We start from the raw sequence: 22,772 nt of genomic DNA, 5'->3' as shown, positions 1-22,772 counted from the left end.
ATCAGCCGTCTTGGGGACCAAAAGTGATAGGGCATCGGGGAAATGGTGGCCTAGTGGGGTTCCGGCCGCAGGCGTATTCTGTTCACGCTAAGGCACATCCGCCCAGCGTGAGAGGGGAAGCATATGACCATCCCGCCAGTGCACGAGCCCGAACCGTTCCCGCCGGAACCAGGACCGGACCAGCCTGATCCCACCCAGCCCGGCCATCCCGGTCCGCAGCCGCCCAATCCCTTCCCGACGCCGGAACCTCCCGGGCCGCTGCCCGTACCGGATCCCGGGCCCACGCCGTTGCGCCCGGATCCCACCCGCAGCTGACCAGCCAAAACACCGGAGAGAAGGGGCCTTCTGCACAGCGCTGGAGGCCCCTTCGCCGTGCCTGGACGAACCTCGCAAAAACGAGAAAATTCTTCCCAGAACCGCTTGCAGACCTACTGGCGCAGTGGTAAAAAATCTATATCAGCCACTACAGATCGGCTGATACACAAAACCAATTGTTGGACCGTCTCTTACGAGGAGGGAAGCCATGTTGATGCGAACCGATCCGTTCCGCGAGCTGGACAGGCTGGCCCAGCAGGTCCTCGGCACGGCAGCGCGTCCGGCAGCGATGCCGATGGACGCTTGGCGTGAGGGCCAGGAATTCGTCGTCGCCTTTGATCTGCCCGGTGTCGCAGTGGATTCGGTGAACCTGGATGTGGAACGGAATGTCCTGACGGTGCGGGCCGAGCGTCCGGACTCGGCGGGCAAGGACACCGAGTTGATCGCCTCCGAGCGGCCGCGCGGCGTGTTCAGCCGCCAGCTGATCCTCGGCGACACCCTGGATACAGATAACGTCAAGGCAAGCTACGACGCCGGTGTCCTGACGCTGCGGATTCCTGTCGCCGAGAAGGCCAAGCCGCGCAAGATCGAAATTGAGACGAAGGGGGCAAAGCAGGAAATTGCCGCCTAGTTTCAACAGGATCGGGACGTCGGGTATTCGATAATTGCTGACTGCCTCTTGGGCGGATCGCTAGTATGCACGCCACAGCGCTTAAAGCGCATCGGCAGCCTACGCCTGAACCTCCCGATACGGTGGCCCCCGGCTTCGGTCGGGGGTCATCCCATGCCCGGGCATCATTTTCCTGCAACGCGGGGTCATATCCGGCCCAATAAAACGGAAACATTGGGCCGGAAGTGACTCCGCGTTGCTTTAGTGGCTTAGGTGTTCAGCTCCAGCATCAGGGCGGGCAGTTCGTCGGCCAGTTCGCGGGCGAGGAATCCGAGGGGCCCCATCCTGCTGGCGAGCCGGTCCGCTGCGGCAGCATGGAGATGCGTCCCCCAGCAGGCAGCCTGTGCGCTGGTTGTTCCGCGTGCGCGCAGTCCCGCAATCGCCCCGGCCAGAACATCGCCGCTTCCGGATGTTCCCAGTCCGCCATAGCCCGTGGTCATCTGCCACAGCTCAGCTTCCCCGCTCGCGCCACCCCCCGACGGCCGGGCTATGAAGCCCTGGCAGCTCACCACCGCCTGGAATTTGTCCGCTATCGCCGCCACGTCAGCCGCGAGGTCGTCCACCTCCCGCTCCAGCAGGACCGCCGCCTCCTTGGGATTCGGTGTGAGGATCAGCCGCCCCTTCCACGGTTCCAGCTGGTCGGCCAGCTTCAGCAGCCCGCCCAAGGCAAAGGCGTCAAGAACGACGGCGGGACCCCCGTCCGCGGTCTTTCCGCCAGAGCCTGAATCACCTGAGCCGGAGCCGCCCCGGTCGGAGCCGCCGGTCCCGGTCTCCCGCTCCAGCAGGCCCCGCAAAAGCTCCTCGGCAAGATCCGGATCGTCGAGGCCCGGGCCCACCAGGATGGCATCGGCACGGTCGAGGTAGGTGGAGATCCGGTCCAGCCCTTCGCCTGTCAGCGACCCCTCAGCAGTTTCGGGAAGGCCTATCGCTCCGCATTCGGGCAGCGCCACGGCCACCTGCACGGCCACCGACTCTGCAACGGCGAGGCTCAGCTTCCCCGCGCCGGCCCGCAGCGCAGCAGTACCGGCCAGCAGTGCCGCACCCGGCGTGGCCCGCGCTCCGCCGATCACCAGGACGGAACCGCGTGAATACTTGTCCTCGCCCGGTGCCGGCAGCGGCCACTCGCGCAGCAGCGACGGCGTCACCAGGGTAGGGGAGTTGGCCTCACTTCGGGTGGACACTGACATCTCCGGCGTGCTCGGTGACCGTGACACCCTGCTCCGTCAGGTGGTCCGCCACGTTGAAGCTCTCCAACGTCCAGGGCCCTTCGCCGGACGGCCGCACATACCGGGTGAGGGAGGCATTGAGGACCGAGGTGCTGGCCGCCAGATCCAGGATTTCCTCCTCGTTCATTCCCTCCAGGACGTACCGGAAGAGCAGTATCACGGCGTCGTGGCAGACCAGCATGACCCGATGCCCCGTGCTGAGGTTGTTCAGCTCATCCAGAACGGAGCGCAGCCGCAGGGCAACGTCGGCCCAGGACTCCCCGCCCGGCGGCCGGTAGTACAACTTGCCCAGCCACTCCCGGCGTTCGGCCTCCTCCGGGAAACGCTTCTCCACCCCCAGCCGCGTCAGCCGGTCCAGGATGCCCAGTTCCCGGTCCCGCAACCGCTCATCGGTGCGGACCTTCACCGGCCAGCCGGCGGCTTCCACCGCGATCTCGGCGGTCTGCCGCGCCCGGGCGTACGGGGAGGAGACCACGGCATCGGGCCGGAGGTCCTCGGCGATCCGGGCCAGCGCCGCGCCGAGGGCTTTGGCCTGCTCCTGGCCGGTCCCGGACAGGTTCACGTCCGCGTCCCGGGCCGGCACCTCGATAGCCTCGGCCCCGGCCAGCCGCGCGTCCGTGGCAGCCACGTTTCCTTCGCTCTCACCGTGGCGCACCAGGAGCAGCTCCACCGCCCCGGCCTCCTGCACGGCCTCCGTCAGTCCGTCCTCTTTCACAAGAAATCACTCCGTCCGCCTGGCTTGCCGAATGCAGGAACACTACCAGCGGCGTACCCACGGGCCACCGAACCTAAACCCGGCTGCTGAACGGCAGGAGTGTGTGCCATCACAACGCGGGGTCAGATAACGCCCGATATTCGCGGATTATTGGGCCGGAAGTGACCCCGAGTTGCTTGTCGCGAGGGGCAGTCGGTGCGCACTGGACCTGGCGATCAGCTCGCCCGCAAAAGTCGGCCAGCTCCTATTCCACGGCGAACTCGGCGATCCTGCCCTCCCGCAGCGCCGCGCCCACCGCGTTGATGCCGCCGTAATCGGGAAACAGCACTGACTGGGCCCCCACGAATCCGGCCCCGGCCGTGGGCAGGGTCATGGTGCGGATCGCAGTGGCGTCAAGGTTGCGCAGGCTGTAGGCAAGGATTGCAGCCTGCACCGGGTCAAAGCCTTTGTTCACCGTCAGGCAGCAGGATGCGAAGTCCACCAGCCCCCGTACCGCCGTCACATCGTTCAGGGCGCCATTGGCAGTGAGGCGGGCGAGGATGGCGCGGAGCAGGGTCCGTTGGTTGCGCACCCGCTGGAAATCGCCGTCGGCAAACGCATAGCGCTCGCGGGAAAACTCCAGAGCTGCCTGACCGTCCAGATGGTTCACACCTGGGGTGAAGACGTGCCCGGTGTCATGGGTGGACTGGAACGGGACTGGTACGTCCACGTCGATTCCGCCCAGCCCGTCAACGAGGATCTTGAAGCCGCCGAAGTCCACCATGAGGGTCTGGTCGATGGTGATACCCAGCAACGACTGGACCGCGGCCGTCTGCATGTCGATGCCGCCGTACTGCAGGCCGGCATTGACCTTGGAACCGCCCAGGCCTGGGATGTCCACCCACAAGTCGCGGTTGATGGAGATCATGTACATGCTTCGCCGGTCGGACGGGACGTGGACCACCATCAGGACGTCCGCGCGCTGGTCCATGGGTTCACCGGTGGCCGCCGTTTGTGCCGCTGCCTCGCGGGCATTGCCGCGCATGTCACTGCCAATCACCAGCACGTTCATGGGCGCAGCCGGAAGCTCCGGAATTGGGGGTGGCGGCGGCGGGGCGGCCGGGGCAGGCGGGAGTGTCTCGGAGGGAGTCTCAGACGGAGTATCCACGGGGCTTGCGGCTGGGGAAGCGGTTTGAGCTGCTGCGGGCTGCGTCTCTTTGCCCGCGTTATTCAGGTTGACGATCGCGACGACGGCAACCGCCACCAGTGCCAGCGCCAGCAGGGCGGCGATCCAGCGCCGACGTCCATGCGCCACCCAGCCCAGGCCGTGCGGATGGGACCCGGAAGGGGTGGTGCCGGAGGGCTCAGAACCGCCTGGCATGCTCATTGTGCCTCACCTCATTGTGCGTTTGGTGGGATCAGTGTCCGCCCGCGAGGGCTCCGCTGGCTACATACGTGTCCAAACTGTCATCTGCCAGGGCCTGCGCGATGCTCTCCACCGCCCAGGGGTCCGGCAGGACGATCGACTGGCCGTCCGCCGAGGTGCCGATTCCCAGTGTGGGCAGGGTGAACATCACCATGTCGCCGGCACGCACGTCGCGCAGTTCCAGGGCGAGCCGGGCCAGGGTTGCCGCGTCCAGTCCGCTGTCCACGCTGATGAACGGGGCCATAGCGCTGAGGACGTTGTGGAGCTTCACCGGGTTGAGGAGGGTCTCCGGGCTGAGGTTCTTCGCGAACAGTGCCCGCACAAACGCCTGCTGGTTGCGGACCCGCTGGTAGTCGCCGTCGGCAAAGGCATAGCGCTCGCGGACAAACTCAAGGGCATGTTCGCCGTCCAGCGTCTGGGTTCCGGCGCTGAAGGCAAAGTTGTCGTGGCGCGAGACGAACGGCTCGGGGACGTTCACGGGCACCCCGCCCAAGGCATCGGTCATGCCCTTGAACCCTTCGAAGTCGATCATGGCCACATGGTCGATCCGCTGCTGGAACAGAGCCTCCACGGTCTGGACCATCAGCGGTACGCCGCCGAAGGCAAGGGCTGCGTTGATCTTTGCCCGGCCGTGGTCCGGGATGCCGATCCACAGGTCCCGCATTAGCGATATGGAGTAGATCCTGGACCGGTCTGCGGGGATGTGGACCAGCATCAGGGTGTCGGCGCGCTGGTTGGAGTTGGCGCCGGACAGGGCTTCGTCCGCGGTGGCGCCGCGGCTGTCGCTGCCCATCACCAGGATGTTCAGCGACGCGTCTGCATAGGGGTCCGCTTCCTGTGCATCTGTCCCCGCCGCCGTTCCGGGGGCCGCACCGGCCGCTGCGCCGGCACCCGGAGCGCCTCCTGGTCCTCCGGATCCGGCCGCTTCTGGTCCCTGTGCGTGCGGCTGTGGCCGGGTGGACTCGGCGGGGAAGGGGCTTGCGATGATGTTGGTCTTGGACTGGTAGATCTGGCCCAGGTTGTAGAGGTAGGCGCCGGCGGCAACCGGAACCAGGATGGCTGCCGCGAGGAGCCCCAGGAAGATGGTCCGCAAGGGGTGCCGGCGGCGTGCGGCCCGGGGTTTGGGACCGGGATATTGCGTGCCGGGATGCTTTCGCTGGCTGCCCATTGCCGAAAATTAGCAGCGGCAGAAAGGCGATACATCGGGGGAATCCACAGATTACCCGCACACTTGCCTACAGCGGGAATGACGACGGCGGCAGTGGAGTCAGGCGGTCAGGTATCCCGGCAGGCGGCAGCAATTTCTCGGGCGCGCGAGTGCGCGGGTTCGCTGGAACGGTGCGGGGTCGCCGGAACGCTACAGCGTCGGCGCACCGTTCCAGCGAACGGGGGCATTAAGGCGAGCGTGGCGCAGGATGGATACGATGGCCGGCGCGAGCTCGTCCTCCATCTGCCGGTACACCTCGGGCGCCCGGCGGTACGGGTCGATGATGTCGTTCTCAGCCGAGTCCGCGGGCAGTGACAAGTGACGCACAGCTGCCGCCCGCGCAGGCAACCCGCGCCAGAAGGCGTGGTTGGCAGCGAGCGGATCGCCGTCGTCGTCCGTTCCTTCTGATGCGTTGCCGGCCGCCTCGGCGCGCTGGTCCAGGACATCGAGCATGCGGGCGAACTCGCGGATGGTGAAGGTGCGCTTGAGGAGGGACGCGTCCAGCTGCAGGACTTCGCCGCGGTGCCCGGAGGTCATGGTCAGCACCAGGTCCACCCCGCGGAGGATCTTGGGCGTCAGCTGGCGGGCGGCGAACTGCTCCGGGTCCCCGCCGAAGGTGCGGATGATGTCGGCCGAAATGGGCTGGATGGGGTCGCCCACCATGGCCCGGGTCCCTGCACTGCGCACCTCGAAACCGCCCGGCAGCACCTGGTTCAGCCCCGCCTGCAGCAACCGCTCGGCCACCGGAGAACGGCAGATGTTGCCCGTGCAGACGGTCAGGATTCTTACTGGTGCGGGTGAGTCCAAGGGAGATTCTCTTTCCAGCCGGTGCCTCCGTGCTTTTCAACTTAACACGCATCAGCCCGGCGCCGGCCGCCCCACCCCGCACGCCCGCTCACTTTTGGCCGCTTCCCAACCGACGCGCCATCACTTTTGGCCGCTTTTCCGGCAACGCTCTATCACCCGAGGGACGGAAGCACCATGATATGACTGTGGACAGCCAGATCAAACGGGATTGCGTCATTGCCGGCGGCGGCCCAGGGGGCATAGTGCTGGGGTACCTGCTTGCCAGGCAAGGGCTGCGGGTGACGGTCCTGGAAAAACACGGCGACTTCCTGCGCGACTTCCGGGGCGACACCGTGCATCCCTCCACCGTGACCCTGCTGGGCGAACTCGGGCTCCGCGGCAAATTCCTGGAACTGCCGCTGAGCAAGTTGTCCACCCTGGATATCGTCATCGACGGCCATCGGATCACCACGGCCGATTTCAGCACCCTCCCCGCGCCGGACAACTTCCTTGTCCTTGCGCCCCAGTGGGACTTCCTGAACTTCCTCGCCCGCGAGGCGCACACGTTCCCCAACTTCGAGCTGCGGATGCTCACCGAGGCCACCGGCCTCATCATCGAACAGGGCCAGGTGCGCGGGGTCCGGGCCCTCGCGTCCGACGGCGGCCTGGAGATCCGTGCCACCCTCACCGTCGCTGCCGATGGACGCGCGTCGGACTTGCGTCACGCTGCCGGGTTGATTCCCGACGACTTCGGCGTGCCCATCGACGTGCTTTGGTTCAACCTGCCAAAGCCGCCGGACCCTCCGCCCCCGACCCTCGGATACATCTCCGCGCAGGGGCTGGTCCTAACGATCGACCGGGGCGACCGGTACCAGTCCGGGATGGTGATCCGCAAAGGAGGTTTTGACGAGCTCCGCGGAGGAAAGATCGGCGCACTCCAGGCGCGGATCACCGGCGCGGCGCCGATCCTGCGCCCCGTCGTCGGCAACCTCACGGACTGGGACCAGGTGAAACTCCTCTCCGTCCAGATCAACCGGCTGCGGCGCTGGTACCGTCCCGGATTCATGGCTATTGGCGACGCTGCCCACGCGATGTCGCCGATGTTCGGCGTTGGCGTGAACTTCGCCATCCAGGACGCCGTAGCACTGGCCAACGCCATCGGGGAGGATCTTGCGGGTGGAACTGCTCCCGTTGGGAAACTCGCAGCCGTGCAGCGGCGGCGGGAGATGCCGGTGAAGATCATGCAACAGCTCCAGCGCAACGGACACCGGGTGCTGCTCAGGGCGACCAACGGAAACCGCATCGCACCCCGCTGGTTCGTGGTGCTCCTGCGGGCCGCCTCGCCGCTGCTGCGCCGGCTCACCGCCAGGTTCGTTGGGATAGGAATCCGCCCCGAGCACGTAAAACACCGCAGCACCTGACCCGGTCGTGGCGGTGCCCACCCATGGGACGCTCGCTCACTTAATGCGGTTTTCCGGCCAACGCTCGCTCACTTTCCTAAAGAAAGTGAGCGAGCGTTGGCCAATTAGCTGCGTTAAGTGAGAGAGGGTCAGAGGGCGGCCAGGAGCTTCGTCATCTCGGCGATCTCCGCTTCCTGGGCAGTGATAATGTCGCGGGCCAGCTGGATGGCCGCGGGATACTTGCCCCCGGCGATTTCGTCCTTGGCCATCTCAATGGCTCCTTCGTGGTGTCCGGTCATCTGCTCCATAAAGAGCCTGGCGGCCTCGGTTCCCTGGGCGGCCTTGAGTTTAGTCAGGCCGTCCGCGTCCACCATTCCGGACATGCCGTGCCCGGAATGTTCGGAGGCCGTCGTGGGGACATTCCAGCCGTTGAGCCACCCGGTCATGGTCTCGATCTCCAGTGCCTGGGCGTCCTTGATCCTGGTGGCCAGCGCGGTGACGTCAGCAGGCACGTCCGGCTTGGCCAGGACGATCCCGCTCATCTCCACCGCCTGGGCATGATGCGGAATCATCATCTGGGCGAACATGAAGTCGGCCTGGTTATGGTCGGCATTGGCGTCCGGCATGGTGTTGGACATCGGACTCGAACCGGCGTGGGTGGAGTGCATGCCCCCGGAGGTTCCGGAATCGGCGGCGCAGCCGGCGAGGCCCAGCGAAGCTGCCAGGGCGGCCGCGGCGGAGAGCGTTTTGATCATCGTTTTCATGCAAAAAGTCCTTCAGGGATGTAGTTGAACGTGGCCAGGATGGTGCGCGGAAGTGCGCTGCACCGTCCTGTTTTACGTTCGGCTGATGGACAGTTCGCAGGGCGTTGGACTTGCCGGAATGTAGGAGTAGAGAGCTGCCGGACTGGCACCTGCGGTGTGGCTCGGTTCCACGTGGGCAGTCCCGTCGGGCGGAAAGACAGTCAGTGATGCGGTCTTGGCCAGGAGGACACACATCGGTCCCGCATCCTGCATCTCAGGGCAGGAACCAAAGCAGGACTCCGTCGCCAGGCTTTGCGGTGTGGCGTGGCCCCTGTGGGCGGACCCGTGCATGTCGGCGGCCGGGGAGGAATCCGTGGCCTGGAGCACCGCGTGGGATGTGTGCTCCGAGTGGGCGGCCGTCATCACGTGCATCGCGAGGATCCCGGCCATGACGGCCAGCACAACGGCCATCAGCGCCGCGACGCCGAGGAGGGACGCCAGGCGACGAATGGTTGCAGTCATGGACAATTCCTCCTTTCCGGGACGGGCGGGTCGGCCAACAAAGAGCGGGCGTCAGGGCAACGGCGGCCACAAGTGAGCGCGCGTGGGGGGAACGGCGGCCACAAGTGAGCGGGCGTCGGTCTAACGTACCTCGGATGGGTTGAGCCGGACCCGCCGCAGCAGTTGGGCGTTCAACGCCACCACAATAGTGGAAACGGACATCAGCACGGCACCGGCGGCAGGGGAGAGGACCACCCCGCCGAAGGCCAGGACGCCGGCGGCCAGCGGCACGGACAGGATGTTGTAGCCCGTGGCCCACACCAGGTTCTGCCACATCTTGCGGTAGCTCGCCCGGGACAGATCCACCATGCACAGCACGGCGCGGGGGTCGTTCCCGGCCAGCACCACGCCGGCCGATTCCATGGCTACGTCAGTCCCCGCTCCGATCGCGATGCCCACCTCGGCGCGGGCCAGTGCGGGTGAATCGTTGACGCCGTCGCCCACCATGGCCACCTTCAGGCCCCGGGACTGGAGCTCGGCCACTTTCTTGTCCTTGTCCGCGGGCAGGACCTCGGCAAATACCTCGTCGATCTTCAACTCTGCGGCGACGGCCTGCGCCACCTGTCGTGCGTCGCCGGTGACCATGGCCACCTTGATGCCGCGCTGCTGCAGGGCGCGCACGGCCTGCCGCGACTCGGCCCGCACCGCGTCCTCCAGGCTGACCGCGCCCAGGACGCGGGCGCCGTCGTCAATCACGTGCAGGACGGCGGCACCGCGGTCCATCCAGCCGCGCGTCGTGGCCGCCAGGGCAGGAGGTACGACGGCGCCAAGCTCGCGCAGGAGCGCGGGCCCGCCGACGTGCACCGTGCGGCCGTCCACGGATGCCCGTACTCCGCGGCCAGTAAGTGACGCGAATCCGTCCACGGCAGGCAGGGTCAGGTTGCGCCCGCGGGCTGCGCGGACGATGGCCCGCGCCACGGGATGCTCGCTGTCCGACTCGACGGCGGCGGCCAGGGCCAGCAGCTCACCGGCGTCCACCCCCGGCGCGGCGGCAACGTCCTTCAGCTCCGGCTCGCCGGTGGTGAGGGTGCCGGTCTTGTCGAAGAGGACAACATCGATGGTGCGCATCCGCTCCAGTGCCATCCGGTTCTTGATCAGGACTCCGGCGCGGGCGGCCTGTTCCGTGGAGATGGCGATGACCAGCGGAATGGCAAGTCCCAAGGCGTGCGGGCAGGCGATGACCAGCACCGTGACAGTCCGGGTGACGGCCTCGGGGATGCTGCCCAGCAGCGTCCACACAATGAACGTGATGACGCCGGCGCCGGCAGCGAAGTAGAACAGGAAGGCCGCGGCGCGGTCGGCCAGAGCCTGGGCCCGCGACGAGGAAGCCTGTGCTTCGGCCACCAGCCGCTGGATGCCGGCCAGGGCGGTGTCCTCGCCCACAGCGTCCACGCGGACGCGGACACTCGAGTCCGTGGCGACCGTCCCGGCCACCACCGCATCTCCAGGGCCGCGCGGCACGGTCTTGGATTCACCCGTAATCATGGATTCGTCGAACTCAGCCTGGCCTTGAACCACGGTGCCGTCGGCCGGCATCCGGGCGCCGGAGCGGACCAGCACAAGGTCTGCGGGGCGAAGCTTGGAGACGGGCACGGTTTCGGTGCCGCTGTCCGTGATGCGCTCGGCCTCATCGGGCAGCAGGGCAGCGAGTGCATCCAGCGCGCCCTGCGCCGAGCCGAGGGCCCGCATTTCGATCCAGTGGCCCAGCAGCATGATGGCCACCAGCAAAGCGAGTTCCCACCAGAAGTCCAAGTCGAAGCCGCCGATTCCCAGGCTGGTGATCCAGGACGCGGCGAATGCCACGGTGATGGCCATGCCGATCAGGAGCATCATGCCGGGCCGGCGGTCCTTCAGCTCCTGCAGCCCGCCCTTGAGGAACGGCTGGCCGCCGTAGAGGAAAATGACCGTTCCCAGGACTGGCGGGATCCAGGCGGAGCCGGGGAACATCGGGGCCATGTAACCCAGGATGTGGCCCACCATGGGGCTGACATAGACCACGGGAATGGAGAGTGGCAGTGTCAGCCAGAACCTGTTCTTGAACATGGCTGTGCTGTGCCCGGCATGCTGCCCGTGAGTGTGGACCGTGTGGTCGTCGTCATGGCCGGCGTGTTGGGTCTGGTGGTGGTGCCCGTGGCCGTGCTCGGGCCCGTGCCCCGCGGCAGCCTCGGCAGGGGCTGACGCGCGCCCCGCCTCGGTGAGGGTGGCGCTGACCGGGGTTTCGTCGTCGTGATGGTGCCTGTGGTCCTGCATCTGTTCCTCCTTGGAGGACGTTTCAGCCGCTGCTCCGGGAGGTAAATGCTGGAGCGTTGCGGCTATTCGTGCGGAAGGTGGTGGGGCGTCGCCGGGATCAGCACTAAAGGTGATGGGGCGTCGCTGGGTTGAACGGCTGTGAAAGCGGGTGCGGTGCACCAGCCGGGACATACCACTTCACTGACAACACTCGGAAATATACCCCCTGGGGGTATTGGAGTCAATGGCTGGAGCTGAACCTGCGCACCGTCCCGTCGAAATCGTAAACGCATCCCGGCCTATCCCCGCGGCGCGTTCACGGCCATACTTGTGTCAACGGCAATGGTGCCTGCCCATGCTGGGCGGCTGGGTGATGAACCGGAGGTTGGCTCCATGGGTGAGTTGAGCGGCCCCTACACGTACTCGAGCGCTCTGGGAGAAAACCCGTGTGTGGCGGGGACGTTCCATGTGGACCTGGACACCTGGAAGCTCCGGTGGTCGGACGGCATGTTCCTGCTGCACGGTTACGAGCGCGGCGAAGTGGTGCCCACGGTGGAGCTGCTGTTCTCGCACAAGCACCCCGAGGACAGGGCCCGCTGCGAAGAGATCGTGGCCCAGGTTGTTGGCACCGGAGGGTACTTCTGCATGTACCACCGGATCATCGACTCCCGCGGCCGGACACGTCGGGTACTTACATCCGGTGAGGCCATAGTGGACGACGCCGGGACGGTCACCGCCCTGGAAGGCGTCATGATCGACCTCACCTCCACACTCCAGCGCGAAACCGAGGAGACTGCCCGGGAAGCGGTGGCCGGGGCCACATCCACCCGGAGCGTGATCGACCAGGCCCGGGGCATCCTGATGGGCCAGCTGAAAATGGGTTCGGAGGAGGCCTTCAAGGTGCTCGTCAGCACCAGCAGCCACCGTAACGTCAAGCTGGTGGTGGTGGCCGCCGAACTGGTGCGGCTGGCCAATTCCCAGGCGGCGGGCGGGTACCTCGACGCCGCCGTTAGAGCGATCGCCTACGACAGCAAAGCGGGCTCCCGCCGTAAGGCAGGGTAGGACCTGCGTCCTAGTGGTGCTCCACCCAGCACGCAAGGATGGTGGTGGAGAGCTGGTAGGCCAGGGCGTTGCGGGTGATGGCGTCCGGGCCGAGCGTTGCCGGAAGGCCTGACGCGTCCACCTGCAGCACAAAATTGTCCTTTTGGAATACTGCCGTTCCGTCCGCTGTTTCGTACGCCGGAAAGCCCAGGTTGGCGATCCCTTGGATGGGCCGCGCGTCTTTGGCCAGTGCCTGCATGGCATCAAAGTACTTCATCGCCGCGGCCTGCCCCGCCGCTTCCTTGACGGAGATCTCCAGTGCACCCGCCGCCAGGTGGTAGGTGCAGGTGAAGGTACTGTCCGCCCAGGTGTTCACAGTGTGCGGGTCCTCTTCCAGGCGCAGGATGGCGGTGAGCCGGTCCATGGGCTGGTCCCCGCACACCATTTTCGCGGCGTCGCTGGGGCCGTCGGCGGTGGCGCGGGGGGAGGAGGTGCCGCCGTCGTGATGGCCACTGTGCGCGGCTGGCTGTGACGTGGCGTCCGACGCCGGTGCGGGAGCCACTCCCACGGACGCTGCGGTCCCAGCGCAGCTAGTAAGCAGCAGGGAGGACAGTGCCAGGGCTGCCAGCATTGGTGTGCGGTTGTGCATGACTCGTCCGTCCTGGCCGCTCCTCAGGGGTGCGGCCGCTTGTTCGGCTTTTCGCGGATCATCGGTTCGCGGTCCAGTGTCAGGTTTTGAGCTTTGCGTAGATGACGTAGTTGTCGTTGAAGCGTCCGGTGGAGGGGTCGTACCCGTCGCACGTGACGAGCCGGAGTTCGGAACCGGGGGTGTTTCCATAGACCTCCAGCGTGGGGAACCCGTCCTTGCTGTACTGCGCCGCGTGATCCATGCTGAAAACGGCGGAGCTGCCGTCGGCCCGCAGGACAATGATGTCGCTTCCAGGCCTGAGCTGCCGAAGATCGGCGAAGACACCTTTATGGCCGCCCAGGGCGTTAACGTGGCCCAGCACCACGGACGGGCCACGCTCGCCTGGGGTGGGGGAGCCGTTGTACCAGCTGGCGGGCGCGCCGTTGCCTTTGTCTTCAGGGACTTCGAGCGAGCCGTTGTCCCGCAGGCCCAGCTTGATAAGGCCGGTGGTGAGGCCGATGGCGGGTATTTCCAGGGTCACCGGCTCCGAGCGGGAAAGGACATCCGGCTCTGCTGCGGCGGGTGCGGCGGGTGCCGCATCAGCCGGGCTTGGGGCCGGAGCCGCGGGTGGGGAGGAACTTGCGGTGGAACCAGGCATGGCAGGGGCGGCCGGCGCGGAAGGTGCGGCGGACACCGAAGGTGCAGGGCCGGCGTCGGGCGTTCCCGTACTGCCCCCAGCGCAGCCGCTCGCGGCCAGCAGGAGCAGAAGCCCGGCCGCCGTTGAGGCCCCAAGACCCCAACGGTGGCCGGAATTCATGATCGTCACAGCGGTGATCCAGTCAGCCTGTTGCTACGCGGCTGACCGGGCGCTGCGGCGACGGACCACGTAGGCGCCGCCGACTGCTGCGGCGAGCACCAGGCCCCCTCCGAGGGCGAGGGCACCGGCGTCGGGCCCGGCCGTCCCTGCGGTGATGCCGGTTTCAGCACCGCCAACGGGCATGGTCATCTGGCCTGCCTTCAAGGTTCCGCACAGGGCGGGGGAGGTTGCTGCCAGCGGGAGGCTGGGAACGAGGTCGCTCTTGGCGGCCTGTCCCGCCGCGCTGAGGGTGGCGGGATCAAGGCCGTGGACAACCACCACGGCGGTGCCGGCTTCGAGTGCGGCCTTGGTTTCGGCGTTCACTTCGAACGTGCGGTCAACGGTGTAGCTTGCACCCTGGCCGGCTACCTTGAGGTCCAGCCCGGCGGCGGGACTGGTGTCGCCGCTGGTGGACAGGGTGGTGACGATGCCGCCGTACCCCGGTGCGCCTTCGGTGGTGGAAATGACGCCGTCGCCGTCCTTGTCCGCGGAGGGTGCGGGGCAAGCGCCCTGAGCGCCGCCGTGAATGTGCTGGACGTGCGGGTACGGGGCGTCCATAAACGTGGCGGCCAGGCCGGACACCTTCAGGACAGCGTGGGCCTGGTTGCCGGTGACATCCACCGTGACGGTGCCGGAGGCGGAGCTGCCGTTGATCTGGCCCAGCGTGGACTGGTAGGAGTGATCGGCGGCCAGGGCGGGGGAGCCGGAGAGGGCAAGAGCGCCCAGTGCGAGCGTGGGAACAGCCAAAAAGCGGAGTGTCTTGTTCATCGGAAAGCAATCTCCTCATACAAATGACGTTGTTGTCCCAGATGAGGGACAACAGTGGTTCGGTGCTGCTTCCGCTGCGGATGGGCCGGAATGTGAACCGGACCACAATGCGCCCGCGGCGCCGGAGACATGGAAGGCCGCGGCCCATCCTGCCCCTGTAGGATTGATCGAAGGTGCGCCGGGAAGTCTGGTCGGCATAATTCTGTCGAGCCCAGTTTGAGGACGCTTAATGAGCCAAACGCCCCCTTCCGGCCCCACCCGCTCCACCATCTTCGGGCGCGGCAGCTATGCCGAAGCCCTCCGGATCGGGGAGATCCTTCGCAAGGAAACCGTGGGCGGAGCACTGCTTGTTGCCGCCGCGGTGATCGCCCTGGTGTGGGCCAACTCGCCGGCGTCGGACAGCTACTTCGCACTGCGGGATTTCAAAGTCGGGTACGAGCCCTGGCATCTTGAGCTCAGCCTGGGTGCGTGGGCGGCGGACGGGCTGCTCGCCATCTTCTTTTTCCTGGTGGGCCTTGAGCTCAAGCGGGAGTTTGTGGCGGGGGACCTGCGTCAGCTCAACAAGTCGATTGTCCCCGTGGCTGCCGCTTTCGGCGGCGTGGTGGCCCCGGCAGCCATCTACGCCCTCATCAACCTAGCCAGCCCGGAGACGTTACGCGGCTGGGCCATCCCCACGGCCACGGACATCGCCTTCGCGGTGGCGGTCCTGGCCATCATCGGCTCGCACCTGCCCAGCGCCCTGCGGATCTTCCTGCTCACCCTGGCCGTGGTGGACGACCTGATCGCCATCAGCATCATCGCCTTCTTCTACTCCAGCGACCTGCAGGTCATGCCACTGCTCCTGGCCCTCATTCCACTGGCGATCTACGCGTTCCTGGCGCAGAAATTCCGCTATTTCTTCGGCCGGCACACGGCGGCGGCGTGGCTGATCCTACTGCCGCTCGGGGTGGTGACGTGGGCGCTGGTCCACGCATCGGGCATCCATGCCACGGTGGCCGGCGTCCTGCTGGGCTTCGCCATCCCCGTGATCCGGTCCCAGGCTGCGGGCGGACCGGACGCCGGGCCGGGACTGGCGGAGATCTTCGAGCACCGGTTCCGGCCTATTTCCGCGGGGATCGCGGTGCCCATCTTCGCGTTCTTCTCAGCCGGGGTGGCAGTGGGCGGCTGGGAAGGGCTTGGCTCCGCCCTCGCCGATCCGGTGGCCCTGGGCATCATCGTGGCCCTCGTGCTGGGCAAGCCGGTGGGCATCATGGGCACCACCTGGCTCCTGACCAAAACCAGCAGGGCCCGCCTGGATGAGTCGTTTACCTGGATCGACGTGTTCGGGGTGGCGGTCCTGGCCGGCATCGGGTTCACGGTCTCCCTGCTGGTGGCCGAGCTCAGCTTCGGGCACGGGAGCCTGCACGATGACCACGCCAAGGTGGGAATCCTCGCCGCGTCCCTGGTGGCGGCGCTGCTGGCCACCGCCGTGCTCCGGACCCGGAACCGCCAATACCGCGCCGCCGAAGAAGCCGAAAAGCTGGACGCAGACCAGGACGGCATCCCGGACGTGTACCAGGAGCGGCCCTAAGTGCAACGCGGGGTCACTAACGGCCCATCGCCGAGGCCTGGGAGGGCTTTAAGTGACCCCGCGTTGCCTCTGCCGTGAAACGTCAGCGGCGCACTGAGCGGCGGCCGGCGATAGCCTCGGCCGTGCCCACCAGGAGCACCGAGGCGATGACGGCCACGATGAAGCCCAGGAAGTTCAGCTCAAAAATGTCGCCGGTGCCCAGCAGGGAAGCCACCACCCCGCCGATGACCGAGCCCACGAGGCCAAGCAGCAAGGTGGCGAGCAGGCCCAGGTTCTGCTTGCCCGGCTTGATGAGGCGGGCCAGCGCGCCGATGACCAGGCCGGCAACAATAAATCCAATCACGGTGTTCTCCTTCGGTTTTGCGGGCATGTGAAGCCCGTACTGCCGCGGTGGTTCCGCGTGGGCTTCATTCTAAACAGCGCCAACACGGCGTTCCCTACTCCTCCAGCAAAGACCGGATGCTGTCCCGGGCCGCGTCCGAACCCCTGCCGCTGACCGCACCCACCACCACTGCTGCCGTCTCCCGGAGCCTGGTCTTCTTTGCTCCGGAGGTGCGCGTGAGCTCATAGATCGCCTCGTCATGGCTGCAGCTGTTCTGGGCCATGATCACGCCCAACGCCATATCAATGGTCGCCCGGGACTTCATGGCAGCGGCCAGATCATCGCTGGTGTCCCGCAACCTGCCCAGCTTCAGCGCCAGCCGCAGCGACTTGGCCGCGTTGCCCACAAAATTCCGGGCGGTGTCGATGTCCAGGCTTGAGAGGTTGGCCGGCTTTTCGGCGTAAAGGTTCACCACGGCCTCGGCCTCGCCGGCAAGTTCCAGCGGGATGGCCAGGATTAAGCCGATGCCCTGCTCCTTTGCCGTGCCAAGGTAGTCGGGCCACCGGCCCTCCCGGCTGACGTCCGGGACCAGGACAATCTCGTGGCGCCGTAAGGCGGTAAGGCACGGCCCGTCGTCGAACGCGTTCTGTAACTCATCCAACGCCCGGGCACGCTCATCGCTGCTCGCCACCACGCCTGGTTTCCGGTGCCTTACCACCGTCACGCCGCAGTGGAGCCGAACCGCCGGCGTGGACAGGGTGGACGCAGTGAGGACTGCGAGTTCTTCCAAAAACGCGCTGACGTCCACACTGTTGAGGACCAGTTCCTGCAGCTGGCGGTCCTCCCCGTTGTTCCACGGCTCTCCGCTGTCCCCCCAATTGCCCTGCGACTCTCCCTCGCTCAACCCCGGCCTCCTTCACCAAAATTTCTTCTGGTTCCAGAGGTTACTGTCCCGGGGCCGCCGCAGGAAAGTAGCTCAGGCAGTGGCCAGCGGCTCCGCCGGTGCCTCCACATGCCGGATCTCCAGCGCCTCGGGATCCAGCAACTTGCGTGCGCCGGTCCTGGCATCGAGGATCCAGAACAGTTCCAGGGCCGGGACGACGTCGGTGACGCGCCCCCGGTGGAAAAGCTTGCCGTTGTGCCACGCCTCGATCTGGTCGCCGATGCGAAGCTGGGCCGTGCGTACTCCTTGTGCCTCCATAATGCGGTGCCTCCTGCTGTTGTATCCCCGTAGTCACAGCTTGCCCGGCCGAGATTGCTGAAATGTTTCAACACGGTGTTTTTTCTGTGACCAGTAGGAGGAACACGACGGCGGGCTGCCGCGGCGGGGTCAGGACGCCGCCTCGCGCCGGGCTGCAGCCACCGCCTCCCCGATCCCGCCGGTCCAGGGCTCACCGTGGCCAGGCAGGACCAAGGAAGCGCCCGTCTCCGCCAGCTGGCTGAGGGTGGCCAGGTTCTGGCGGCTGTCCATGGTGGCGGCGCCGGCCACAATGCGCGGACCGGTCCGGCCGGAATAGGGGTCCAGCGTCACGAGGGCATCCCCGCTGAACAGCACGTCCCGGTCCCGCAGGTAGAGCCCGCAGTGCCCCGCGGTGTGGCCGGGGGAGAACACCACCTCGGGCTGGCCGGGCACGGGCAGGCTGCCGGACTGGGCGGGGAAGAGGGTCAAATCGTCCACGCCCTTTACCCGCAGCGCACCCGCCTTGGTCATGCTGGCGAGAACCGGAAAGCCTCCCGGATGGGCCAGCGCAAACACAAAACGGGACTTCTCATGCTGGTACCGGTACGGGTGGCGGGCGATGAACGAGTCGCCGCCGTGGACCCAGACCGGCACCTTGAACTCCGTGTGCAGCCGGTGCGCCAGGCCCAGATGGTCGAAGTGCGCGTGGGTGAGGACCACGGCCCTGATGTCGCCGATCGCGCGCCCGAGCCCCCGAACAGATTCCTCCAAGGACTTCCACATGGCCGGCAGACCGGAATCCACCAGCGTCAAGCCGTCCGGGCTTTCCACCAGGTAGAAGTTCACGAACGCCTCGGAGACGCGGTGCACGCCCTCCGCCACGGTGGTGAACGACGCCCGGCCGGCGGCAGCCTGCGTCATCGCCGCCCTCCCGCAGCCCGCCGAAGCCCTCTGACAGCGGGGTGTTCGATCCTGGGAATGTCTTTTTCTTCGATGCGGACTTTGTATGGGCCGCGGTAAACCATTGCTCGCATGAGCGCCACCTTGGATGTCGTGGCTGGCAGTGCGGTTCCCTCGCCTGCAGGAACCACCCCGCTGCTGGAGGCGCACCGCGTGCCCTACGTTTCCACCTGCTGCCGGACTTGGTCAAGGGTTCTGCGAACTCCCTGCGTCAGGGTGGTTAGGGCGGCCGACGGCGGGTAGGGGACAGCGTGAAAGGCTCGCCGGAAGAGGGGGTGGAGGAGTGTCAGCCAGGCCGTCCGCGAAAGCGCCTGCGTTCCTTTTCGGGATGGGGATGGGCGGCTTTGTGGACGGCATCGTCCTGCACGAGCGCCTGGAACTGAATACTTTGGCTGACGGCCTGTTCCACGGCGCCCTGTGGGTCCTGGTGGCGGCCGCCGCCGTCCTCACAGGCCGCGGGAACCATCCAGGACAAGCTCAACAAGGAGTAAGGCCCGACGCCGGACCGGCGGCTGTTCAGCAGCGGGCAGCCGTCCCCCGAGCGCTCTCCGCGGCGCTGAACCGCCCACCCGAAATTCCGGGAGCGCCGGCGTTTCGCGGCAGCGGCAGGCGGCCCCTCAGAGGCTGGTGTAGCCGCCGTCCACGAGGTAGTAGCCGCCGGTGGAGAACGATGCCTCATCCGAGAGCAGGAAGGCCACCATGTGGGCCACCTCCTCAGCGGTGCCCAGGCGGCCCAGCGGGTGCTTGGCGGCCAGGCCGTTCCTGGCTTCTTCGTCCAGGTTGTTCTCCAGCAGCGGTGTGGAAATGTATCCGGGGCCCACGCAGTTGATGCGCAGGCCCTGGGCACCGTACTCGGCCGCGGCGTTTTTGGTCAGTCCTACCACCCCGTGCTTGGCGGCTGTGTAGGCGCCACTCATTGGTGCGGCCACCATGCCGTGGATGGATGCCATGTTGACGATCGCGCTTTGCCGGGCACCGGCGTCGAGCATGGCCGGAATCTGGTACCGCATGCCGTAGAGGATTCCGCTGAGGTTGATGCTGATGACTTTGTCCCACTCGTCCAGGTCGAAGTCTCCGGCGGGGGCAGGCTTGCCGCCGATCCCGGCGTTGTTCACGGCGTAGTTGAGCTTGCCATAGGTGTCCATCGCGAACCGGACGGCCTTTTCGTTGTCTTCCTTGCTGGCCGTGTTGGCCTGGAACGCGGCCGCGGAGCCGCCTGCGCTGCCGATCTCGCCTGCCACGCGCTGCGCAGCCTCCAGGTTCAGGTCCACCACCACCACTTTGGCGCCCTTGGCTGCCAATTCCTTGGCCGTGGCCTCGCCGATCCCCGAGCCCCCGCCTGTGACCAGAGCTACCTTATCCGTGAACTGTGCCATGCTCATCCCTCGATCCAGAGCCAGGCGGTACCGTCTGGCTCGCTGGTAGTTGTTACGTGTTTGGTTCTAAGCGCCGGGGTATCGGGACACATACGCCCCGCCGGTTGTCTCGCGGGAGAGACACCGGCAGGGCGTGCGTGCTGTTACTGGTTCGGGTCCGGGCTGCGGACATCGCGCTCGCCGATGTCCGCTGCGCCGAGCACGTCGGCTGCCGGGCTGTGGACGGGCGCGTGCTCCCGGACGCTCAGCTCAGGATGGTGCAGATCCAGCGCCGGACGTTCGGAGCGGATCCGGGGCAGGGACGTGAAGTTGTGCCGCGGTGGCGGGCAGGACGTGGCCCACTCGAGCGAGGCGCCGAAGCCCCAGGGATCGTCCACGGTGACCTTCTTGCCCCTCCGCCAGGTGATGTAGACGTTCCAGAAGAACGGGATCAGTGACGCCCCGAGCAGGTAGGAGCCGATGGTGGAGAACTGGTTCATGAAGGTGAACTGGTCCTCGGGCATGTAGTCCGCGTAGCGCCGGGGCATGCCTTCAACGCCCAGCCAGTGCTGGATGAGGAAGGTGCCGTGGAAGCCGAGGAACAGCATCCAGAAGTGGATCTTGCCCAGGCGTTCGTTGAGCATGGTCCCGGTGAACTTGGGCCACCAGAAGTAGAAGCCGGCGAACATGGCGAACACCACGGTGCCGAACACCACGTAGTGGAAGTGCGCCACGACGAAGTAGGTGTCCGATACGTGGAAGTCCAGCGGCGGAGAGGCCAGGATGATGCCCGTGAGGCCGCCGAAAAGGAACGTAATCAGGAAGCCGAGGCTCCACAGCATGGGCGTTTCGAACGTCAGCGAACCGCCCCACAAAGTGCCGATCCAGTTGAAGAACTTCACGCCCGTGGGAACCGCGATGAGCATGGTCATAAACGCGAAGAACGGCAGCAGCACTGCGCCGGTGACGTACATGTGGTGGGCCCACACGGTCACGGACAGGGCGGCGATGGCGATCGTTGCGTAGACCAGGCCCTTGTACCCGAAGATTGGCTTGCGGCTGAAGACCGGGAAGATCTCCGAGACGATGCCGAAGAACGGCAGCGCGATGATGTACACCTCGGGGTGGCCGAAGAACCAGAACAGGTGCTGCCATAGGATGGCGCCGCCATTGGCCGGGTCATAGATGTGGGCGCCGAACTTCCGGTCAGCTCCCAAAGCGAACAGGGCGGCTGCCAGCGGCGGGAATGCCATCAGCACCAGAATGGATGTGACCAGGGCGTTCCACGTGAAGATCGGCATCCGCCACATGGTCAGCCCCGGGGCGCGCATGCAGACGATGGTGGTGATGAAGTTGACCGCACCGAGGATGGTGCCGAAACCGGACAGTGCCAGGCCGAACACCCACAGGTCCCCGCCGAGCCCGGGAGTGAAGGTGGTGTTGGAGAGCGGCGCGTAGGCAAACCAGCCGAAGGAGGCGGCGCCCTGCGGGGTGATGAAGCCGGACGTTGCAATGATGGAGCCGAAGAGGAAGAACCAGAATGCCAGCGCGTTCAGCCGCGGGAAGGCGACGTCCGGGGCGCCGATCTGCAGGGGCATGATCACATTCGTGAAGCCGGCGAACAGCGGGGTGGCGAACATCAGCAGCATCGCGGTGCCATGCATGGTGAAGAGCTGGTTGTACTGTTCCTTGGTCTGCAGGATCTGCAGGCCGGGCTCGAACAGCTCGGCACGGATCAGCAGCGCCATCACGCCCGCCAGGCAGAAGAACACAAACGAGACAATCAGGTACAGATAGCCGATCGTTTTATGGTCGGTGGTGGTGAGCCAGCTGACTACAATGCTGCCCTTGCCGCGTTTGACCGCCGCCGGTGCGGCAGTGGCCGACGTTGCGCCCATGTTCTGGCCGGTGGTGGTCATTACGGTTCCGTCCTTTGTTGTGCCTGTTCCAGGGCTGGCCTTGCCGGGTTCCGGTCGTATTCATCGCCCCGGATGCCGGTGTTGCCCTTGGCCCGCAGTTCGGAAATGCGGTTGTTGTATTCCTGCTCGGTCACCACCCGTACTTTGAAAAGCATTTCGGAGTGGTATTCGCCGCAGAGTTCGGCGCATTTGCCCGTGTACTCGCCGGTGCGGGTGGGAACGATGTCGATGTACCTGTTGTACTGGTTTTCGCCGGGGTACAAGTCCCGTTTCTGCATGAACTCGACCACCCAGAACGAATGCTGGACATCGCGGGAGTTCAGCTGCAGTTCCACCTTTTTGTTGACCGGCAGGTAGAGGGTGGGAAGCCGGTCCGGCGCGCCCCAGTTGCCGTCGAGGTGGGCCTGCACGCCCGGGTCCTCATGGACGTCTTCCTTGACGTAGTTGAAGTCCCACGCCCACTGTTTGCCGCGGACGTCGATCACTACGTCCGGGTTCTCGAAGCGGTCGTCCATGGCCCGCTGGTCCCGGTCGGTAAAGACGAACAGGACCATGATGATCATCAGCGGCACGGAGAGGTAGAAGACTTCCAACGGGAGGTTGTAGCTCATCTGCCGCGGGAAGCCCACCGTATTTTTGCGCCGGCGGTAGGCGATAATGCACCAGAGGATGAGTCCCCAGGTGATAGCGCCGATAATGATGGCGGCGATCCACGAGTTAACCCAGAGGTCCGTGACCAGGGGGGTGTGGTCTGTAGTGTCCCGTTCGCCTGGAAGCCAGCCCCTCTGGACCTCGGCGGAGCAGGAAGTCAACGCCAGCAGCGCTGGGACAGAGGACAAGGCGGCCCCGCGCCGCCATCTGGAAGTGTTGCGCCTAAGGGTGTTCACCGCGTGGTTCTCCTCCGGATCTGCTCCAG

General features: G+C 66.2%; 23 protein-coding genes. 5 read left to right on the top strand and 18 right to left on the bottom strand.

The genetic code is table 11. The features are described 5' to 3' along the window. Positions 1-123: 123 nt before the first annotated feature. A complete protein-coding gene (locus BMX78_RS04405) occupies positions 124-315 on the top strand; it encodes a hypothetical protein (protein ID WP_050053959.1) in 192 nt (63 codons plus the stop codon). 208 nt (positions 316-523) lie between these two features. Then, positions 524-946, top strand: a complete 423-nt coding sequence (locus tag BMX78_RS04400; RefSeq protein ID WP_091416834.1) for an Hsp20/alpha crystallin family protein — start codon at positions 524-526, stop codon at positions 944-946. A 248-nt stretch (positions 947-1,194) separates the two neighbouring features. Here BMX78_RS04400 and BMX78_RS04395 read toward each other — a convergent pair whose 3' ends face one another. The 5 genes from BMX78_RS04395 to BMX78_RS04375 form a co-directional block, all read right to left on the bottom strand. Then, a complete protein-coding gene (locus BMX78_RS04395) occupies positions 1,195-2,172 on the bottom strand; it encodes an NAD(P)H-hydrate dehydratase (RefSeq protein WP_170850683.1) in 978 nt (325 codons plus the stop codon). Continuing rightward, on the bottom strand, positions 2,150-2,926 hold the full coding sequence (locus BMX78_RS04390) for a histidine phosphatase family protein (protein ID WP_091416831.1): 777 nt from the start codon (positions 2,924-2,926) through the stop codon (positions 2,150-2,152). The genes BMX78_RS04395 and BMX78_RS04390 overlap by 23 nt, the downstream gene beginning before the upstream one ends. A 244-nt stretch (positions 2,927-3,170) precedes the next feature. Beyond that, positions 3,171-4,292 carry an LCP family protein gene (locus BMX78_RS04385; protein ID WP_091416829.1) on the bottom strand — a complete coding sequence of 374 codons (1,122 nt, stop codon included), beginning with the start codon at positions 4,290-4,292 and terminating at the stop codon, positions 3,171-3,173. A 31-nt stretch (positions 4,293-4,323) separates the two neighbouring features. After that, on the bottom strand, positions 4,324-5,499 hold the full coding sequence (locus tag BMX78_RS04380; RefSeq protein WP_091416827.1) for an LCP family protein: 1,176 nt from the start codon (positions 5,497-5,499) through the stop codon (positions 4,324-4,326). Between the two features lie 189 nt (positions 5,500-5,688). Continuing rightward, on the bottom strand, positions 5,689-6,345 hold the full coding sequence (locus tag BMX78_RS04375) for an arsenate reductase/protein-tyrosine-phosphatase family protein (RefSeq protein ID WP_091416826.1): 657 nt from the start codon (positions 6,343-6,345) through the stop codon (positions 5,689-5,691). Positions 6,346-6,524: 179 nt separating this feature from the next. On the opposite strand from BMX78_RS04375, the gene BMX78_RS04370 reads away from it, so the two are divergent. Then, positions 6,525-7,745, top strand: coding sequence for an FAD-dependent oxidoreductase (locus BMX78_RS04370; RefSeq protein WP_091416823.1), 1,221 nt, complete (start codon positions 6,525-6,527; stop codon positions 7,743-7,745). A gap of 128 nt (positions 7,746-7,873) precedes the next feature. Here BMX78_RS04370 and BMX78_RS04365 read toward each other — a convergent pair whose 3' ends face one another. The 3 genes from BMX78_RS04365 to BMX78_RS04355 form a co-directional block, all read right to left on the bottom strand. Continuing rightward, positions 7,874-8,488 carry a DUF305 domain-containing protein gene (locus BMX78_RS04365; protein WP_091416820.1) on the bottom strand — a complete coding sequence of 205 codons (615 nt, stop codon included), beginning with the start codon at positions 8,486-8,488 and terminating at the stop codon, positions 7,874-7,876. A gap of 72 nt (positions 8,489-8,560) precedes the next feature. After that, on the bottom strand, positions 8,561-8,989 hold the full coding sequence (locus BMX78_RS04360) for a DUF6153 family protein (RefSeq protein WP_091416817.1): 429 nt from the start codon (positions 8,987-8,989) through the stop codon (positions 8,561-8,563). A gap of 120 nt (positions 8,990-9,109) precedes the next feature. Next, positions 9,110-11,278 carry a copper-translocating P-type ATPase gene (locus BMX78_RS04355; protein WP_091416815.1) on the bottom strand — a complete coding sequence of 723 codons (2,169 nt, stop codon included), beginning with the start codon at positions 11,276-11,278 and terminating at the stop codon, positions 9,110-9,112. Positions 11,279-11,650: 372 nt separating this feature from the next. Between BMX78_RS04355 and BMX78_RS04350 the strand changes: the two genes are divergently transcribed. Continuing rightward, positions 11,651-12,319: a PAS and ANTAR domain-containing protein gene (locus BMX78_RS04350; protein WP_091417129.1), complete on the top strand. Its 669-nt coding sequence runs from the start codon at positions 11,651-11,653 to the stop codon at positions 12,317-12,319. A gap of 10 nt (positions 12,320-12,329) precedes the next feature. On the opposite strand, the gene BMX78_RS04345 is transcribed toward BMX78_RS04350, so the two are convergent. The 3 genes from BMX78_RS04345 to BMX78_RS04335 all read right to left on the bottom strand — a co-directional run bounded on the left by BMX78_RS04345 (position 12,330) and on the right by BMX78_RS04335 (position 14,550). After that, a complete protein-coding gene (locus BMX78_RS04345; RefSeq protein WP_091416813.1) occupies positions 12,330-12,947 on the bottom strand; it encodes a hypothetical protein in 618 nt (205 codons plus the stop codon). A 79-nt stretch (positions 12,948-13,026) separates the two neighbouring features. After that, on the bottom strand, positions 13,027-13,743 hold the full coding sequence (locus BMX78_RS04340) for a sortase domain-containing protein (RefSeq protein WP_286138792.1): 717 nt from the start codon (positions 13,741-13,743) through the stop codon (positions 13,027-13,029). 33 nt (positions 13,744-13,776) lie between these two features. After that, a complete protein-coding gene (locus tag BMX78_RS04335) occupies positions 13,777-14,550 on the bottom strand; it encodes a CHRD domain-containing protein (protein ID WP_091416809.1) in 774 nt (257 codons plus the stop codon). Between the two features lie 229 nt (positions 14,551-14,779). Here BMX78_RS04335 and nhaA point away from each other — a divergent pair, with 229 nt between their 5' ends. Then, positions 14,780-16,120 (top strand): Na+/H+ antiporter NhaA, encoded by a 1,341-nt coding sequence (nhaA, locus tag BMX78_RS04330; protein ID WP_091416807.1) that lies wholly within the window; start codon positions 14,780-14,782, stop codon positions 16,118-16,120. Positions 16,121-16,202: 82 nt separating this feature from the next. On the opposite strand, the gene BMX78_RS04325 is transcribed toward nhaA, so the two are convergent. From BMX78_RS04325 to ctaC, 7 genes are all read right to left on the bottom strand, one after another. Next, positions 16,203-16,463, bottom strand: a complete 261-nt coding sequence (locus tag BMX78_RS04325; RefSeq protein WP_091417128.1) for a GlsB/YeaQ/YmgE family stress response membrane protein — start codon at positions 16,461-16,463, stop codon at positions 16,203-16,205. A gap of 94 nt (positions 16,464-16,557) precedes the next feature. Continuing rightward, positions 16,558-17,346 (bottom strand): GAF and ANTAR domain-containing protein, encoded by a 789-nt coding sequence (locus tag BMX78_RS04320; RefSeq protein ID WP_091416805.1) that lies wholly within the window; start codon positions 17,344-17,346, stop codon positions 16,558-16,560. A 72-nt stretch (positions 17,347-17,418) separates the two neighbouring features. After that, entirely contained in the window at positions 17,419-17,643 is a 225-nt protein-coding gene (locus tag BMX78_RS04315; RefSeq protein WP_091416804.1) for a hypothetical protein, read from the bottom strand. 129 nt (positions 17,644-17,772) lie between these two features. Further along, positions 17,773-18,543, bottom strand: coding sequence for an MBL fold metallo-hydrolase (locus tag BMX78_RS04310; RefSeq protein WP_091416801.1), 771 nt, complete (start codon positions 18,541-18,543; stop codon positions 17,773-17,775). Between the two features lie 656 nt (positions 18,544-19,199). Beyond that, on the bottom strand, positions 19,200-19,958 hold the full coding sequence (locus tag BMX78_RS04300) for an SDR family NAD(P)-dependent oxidoreductase (RefSeq protein ID WP_091417125.1): 759 nt from the start codon (positions 19,956-19,958) through the stop codon (positions 19,200-19,202). A 143-nt stretch (positions 19,959-20,101) separates the two neighbouring features. After that, positions 20,102-21,856 (bottom strand): aa3-type cytochrome oxidase subunit I, encoded by a 1,755-nt coding sequence (ctaD, locus tag BMX78_RS04295; protein ID WP_370455787.1) that lies wholly within the window; start codon positions 21,854-21,856, stop codon positions 20,102-20,104. Beyond that, the gene (ctaC, locus tag BMX78_RS04290; protein WP_255470663.1) at positions 21,856-22,695 is read right to left on the bottom strand and encodes an aa3-type cytochrome oxidase subunit II; all 840 of its coding nucleotides are present in this window, start codon (positions 22,693-22,695) and stop codon (positions 21,856-21,858) included. The genes ctaD and ctaC overlap by 1 nt, the downstream gene beginning before the upstream one ends. Positions 22,696-22,772: the final 77 nt, after the last annotated feature.

It is taken from the genome of Arthrobacter sp. OV608 (assembly GCA_900110595.1).
Classification (GTDB): Bacteria; Actinomycetota; Actinomycetes; order Actinomycetales; family Micrococcaceae; genus Arthrobacter.
This window is presented reverse-complemented; position numbering and strand designations above follow the sequence as displayed.

Coding starts and splice junctions, on each gene's coding strand:
- BMX78_RS04405 (WP_050053959.1), top strand. CDS start 124: ATGACCATCCCGCCAGTGCACGAGCCCGAACCGTTCCCGCCGGAACCA.
- BMX78_RS04400 (WP_091416834.1), top strand. CDS start 524: ATGTTGATGCGAACCGATCCGTTCCGCGAGCTGGACAGGCTGGCCCAG.
- BMX78_RS04395 (WP_170850683.1), bottom strand. CDS start 2,172: ATGTCAGTGTCCACCCGAAGTGAGGCCAACTCCCCTACCCTGGTGACG.
- BMX78_RS04385 (WP_091416829.1), bottom strand. CDS start 4,292: ATGAGCATGCCAGGCGGTTCTGAGCCCTCCGGCACCACCCCTTCCGGG.
- BMX78_RS04380 (WP_091416827.1), bottom strand. CDS start 5,499: ATGGGCAGCCAGCGAAAGCATCCCGGCACGCAATATCCCGGTCCCAAA.
- BMX78_RS04370 (WP_091416823.1), top strand. CDS start 6,525: ATGACTGTGGACAGCCAGATCAAACGGGATTGCGTCATTGCCGGCGGC.
- BMX78_RS04365 (WP_091416820.1), bottom strand. CDS start 8,488: ATGAAAACGATGATCAAAACGCTCTCCGCCGCGGCCGCCCTGGCAGCT.
- BMX78_RS04360 (WP_091416817.1), bottom strand. CDS start 8,989: ATGACTGCAACCATTCGTCGCCTGGCGTCCCTCCTCGGCGTCGCGGCG.
- BMX78_RS04355 (WP_091416815.1), bottom strand. CDS start 11,278: ATGCAGGACCACAGGCACCATCACGACGACGAAACCCCGGTCAGCGCC.
- BMX78_RS04350 (WP_091417129.1), top strand. CDS start 11,651: ATGGGTGAGTTGAGCGGCCCCTACACGTACTCGAGCGCTCTGGGAGAA.
- BMX78_RS04345 (WP_091416813.1), bottom strand. CDS start 12,947: ATGCACAACCGCACACCAATGCTGGCAGCCCTGGCACTGTCCTCCCTG.
- BMX78_RS04340 (WP_286138792.1), bottom strand. CDS start 13,743: ATGAATTCCGGCCACCGTTGGGGTCTTGGGGCCTCAACGGCGGCCGGG.
- BMX78_RS04335 (WP_091416809.1), bottom strand. CDS start 14,550: ATGAACAAGACACTCCGCTTTTTGGCTGTTCCCACGCTCGCACTGGGC.
- nhaA (WP_091416807.1), top strand. CDS start 14,780: ATGAGCCAAACGCCCCCTTCCGGCCCCACCCGCTCCACCATCTTCGGG.
- BMX78_RS04315 (WP_091416804.1), bottom strand. CDS start 17,643: ATGGAGGCACAAGGAGTACGCACGGCCCAGCTTCGCATCGGCGACCAG.
- BMX78_RS04310 (WP_091416801.1), bottom strand. CDS start 18,543: ATGACGCAGGCTGCCGCCGGCCGGGCGTCGTTCACCACCGTGGCGGAG.
- BMX78_RS04300 (WP_091417125.1), bottom strand. CDS start 19,958: ATGGCACAGTTCACGGATAAGGTAGCTCTGGTCACAGGCGGGGGCTCG.
- ctaD (WP_370455787.1), bottom strand. CDS start 21,856: ATGACCACCACCGGCCAGAACATGGGCGCAACGTCGGCCACTGCCGCA.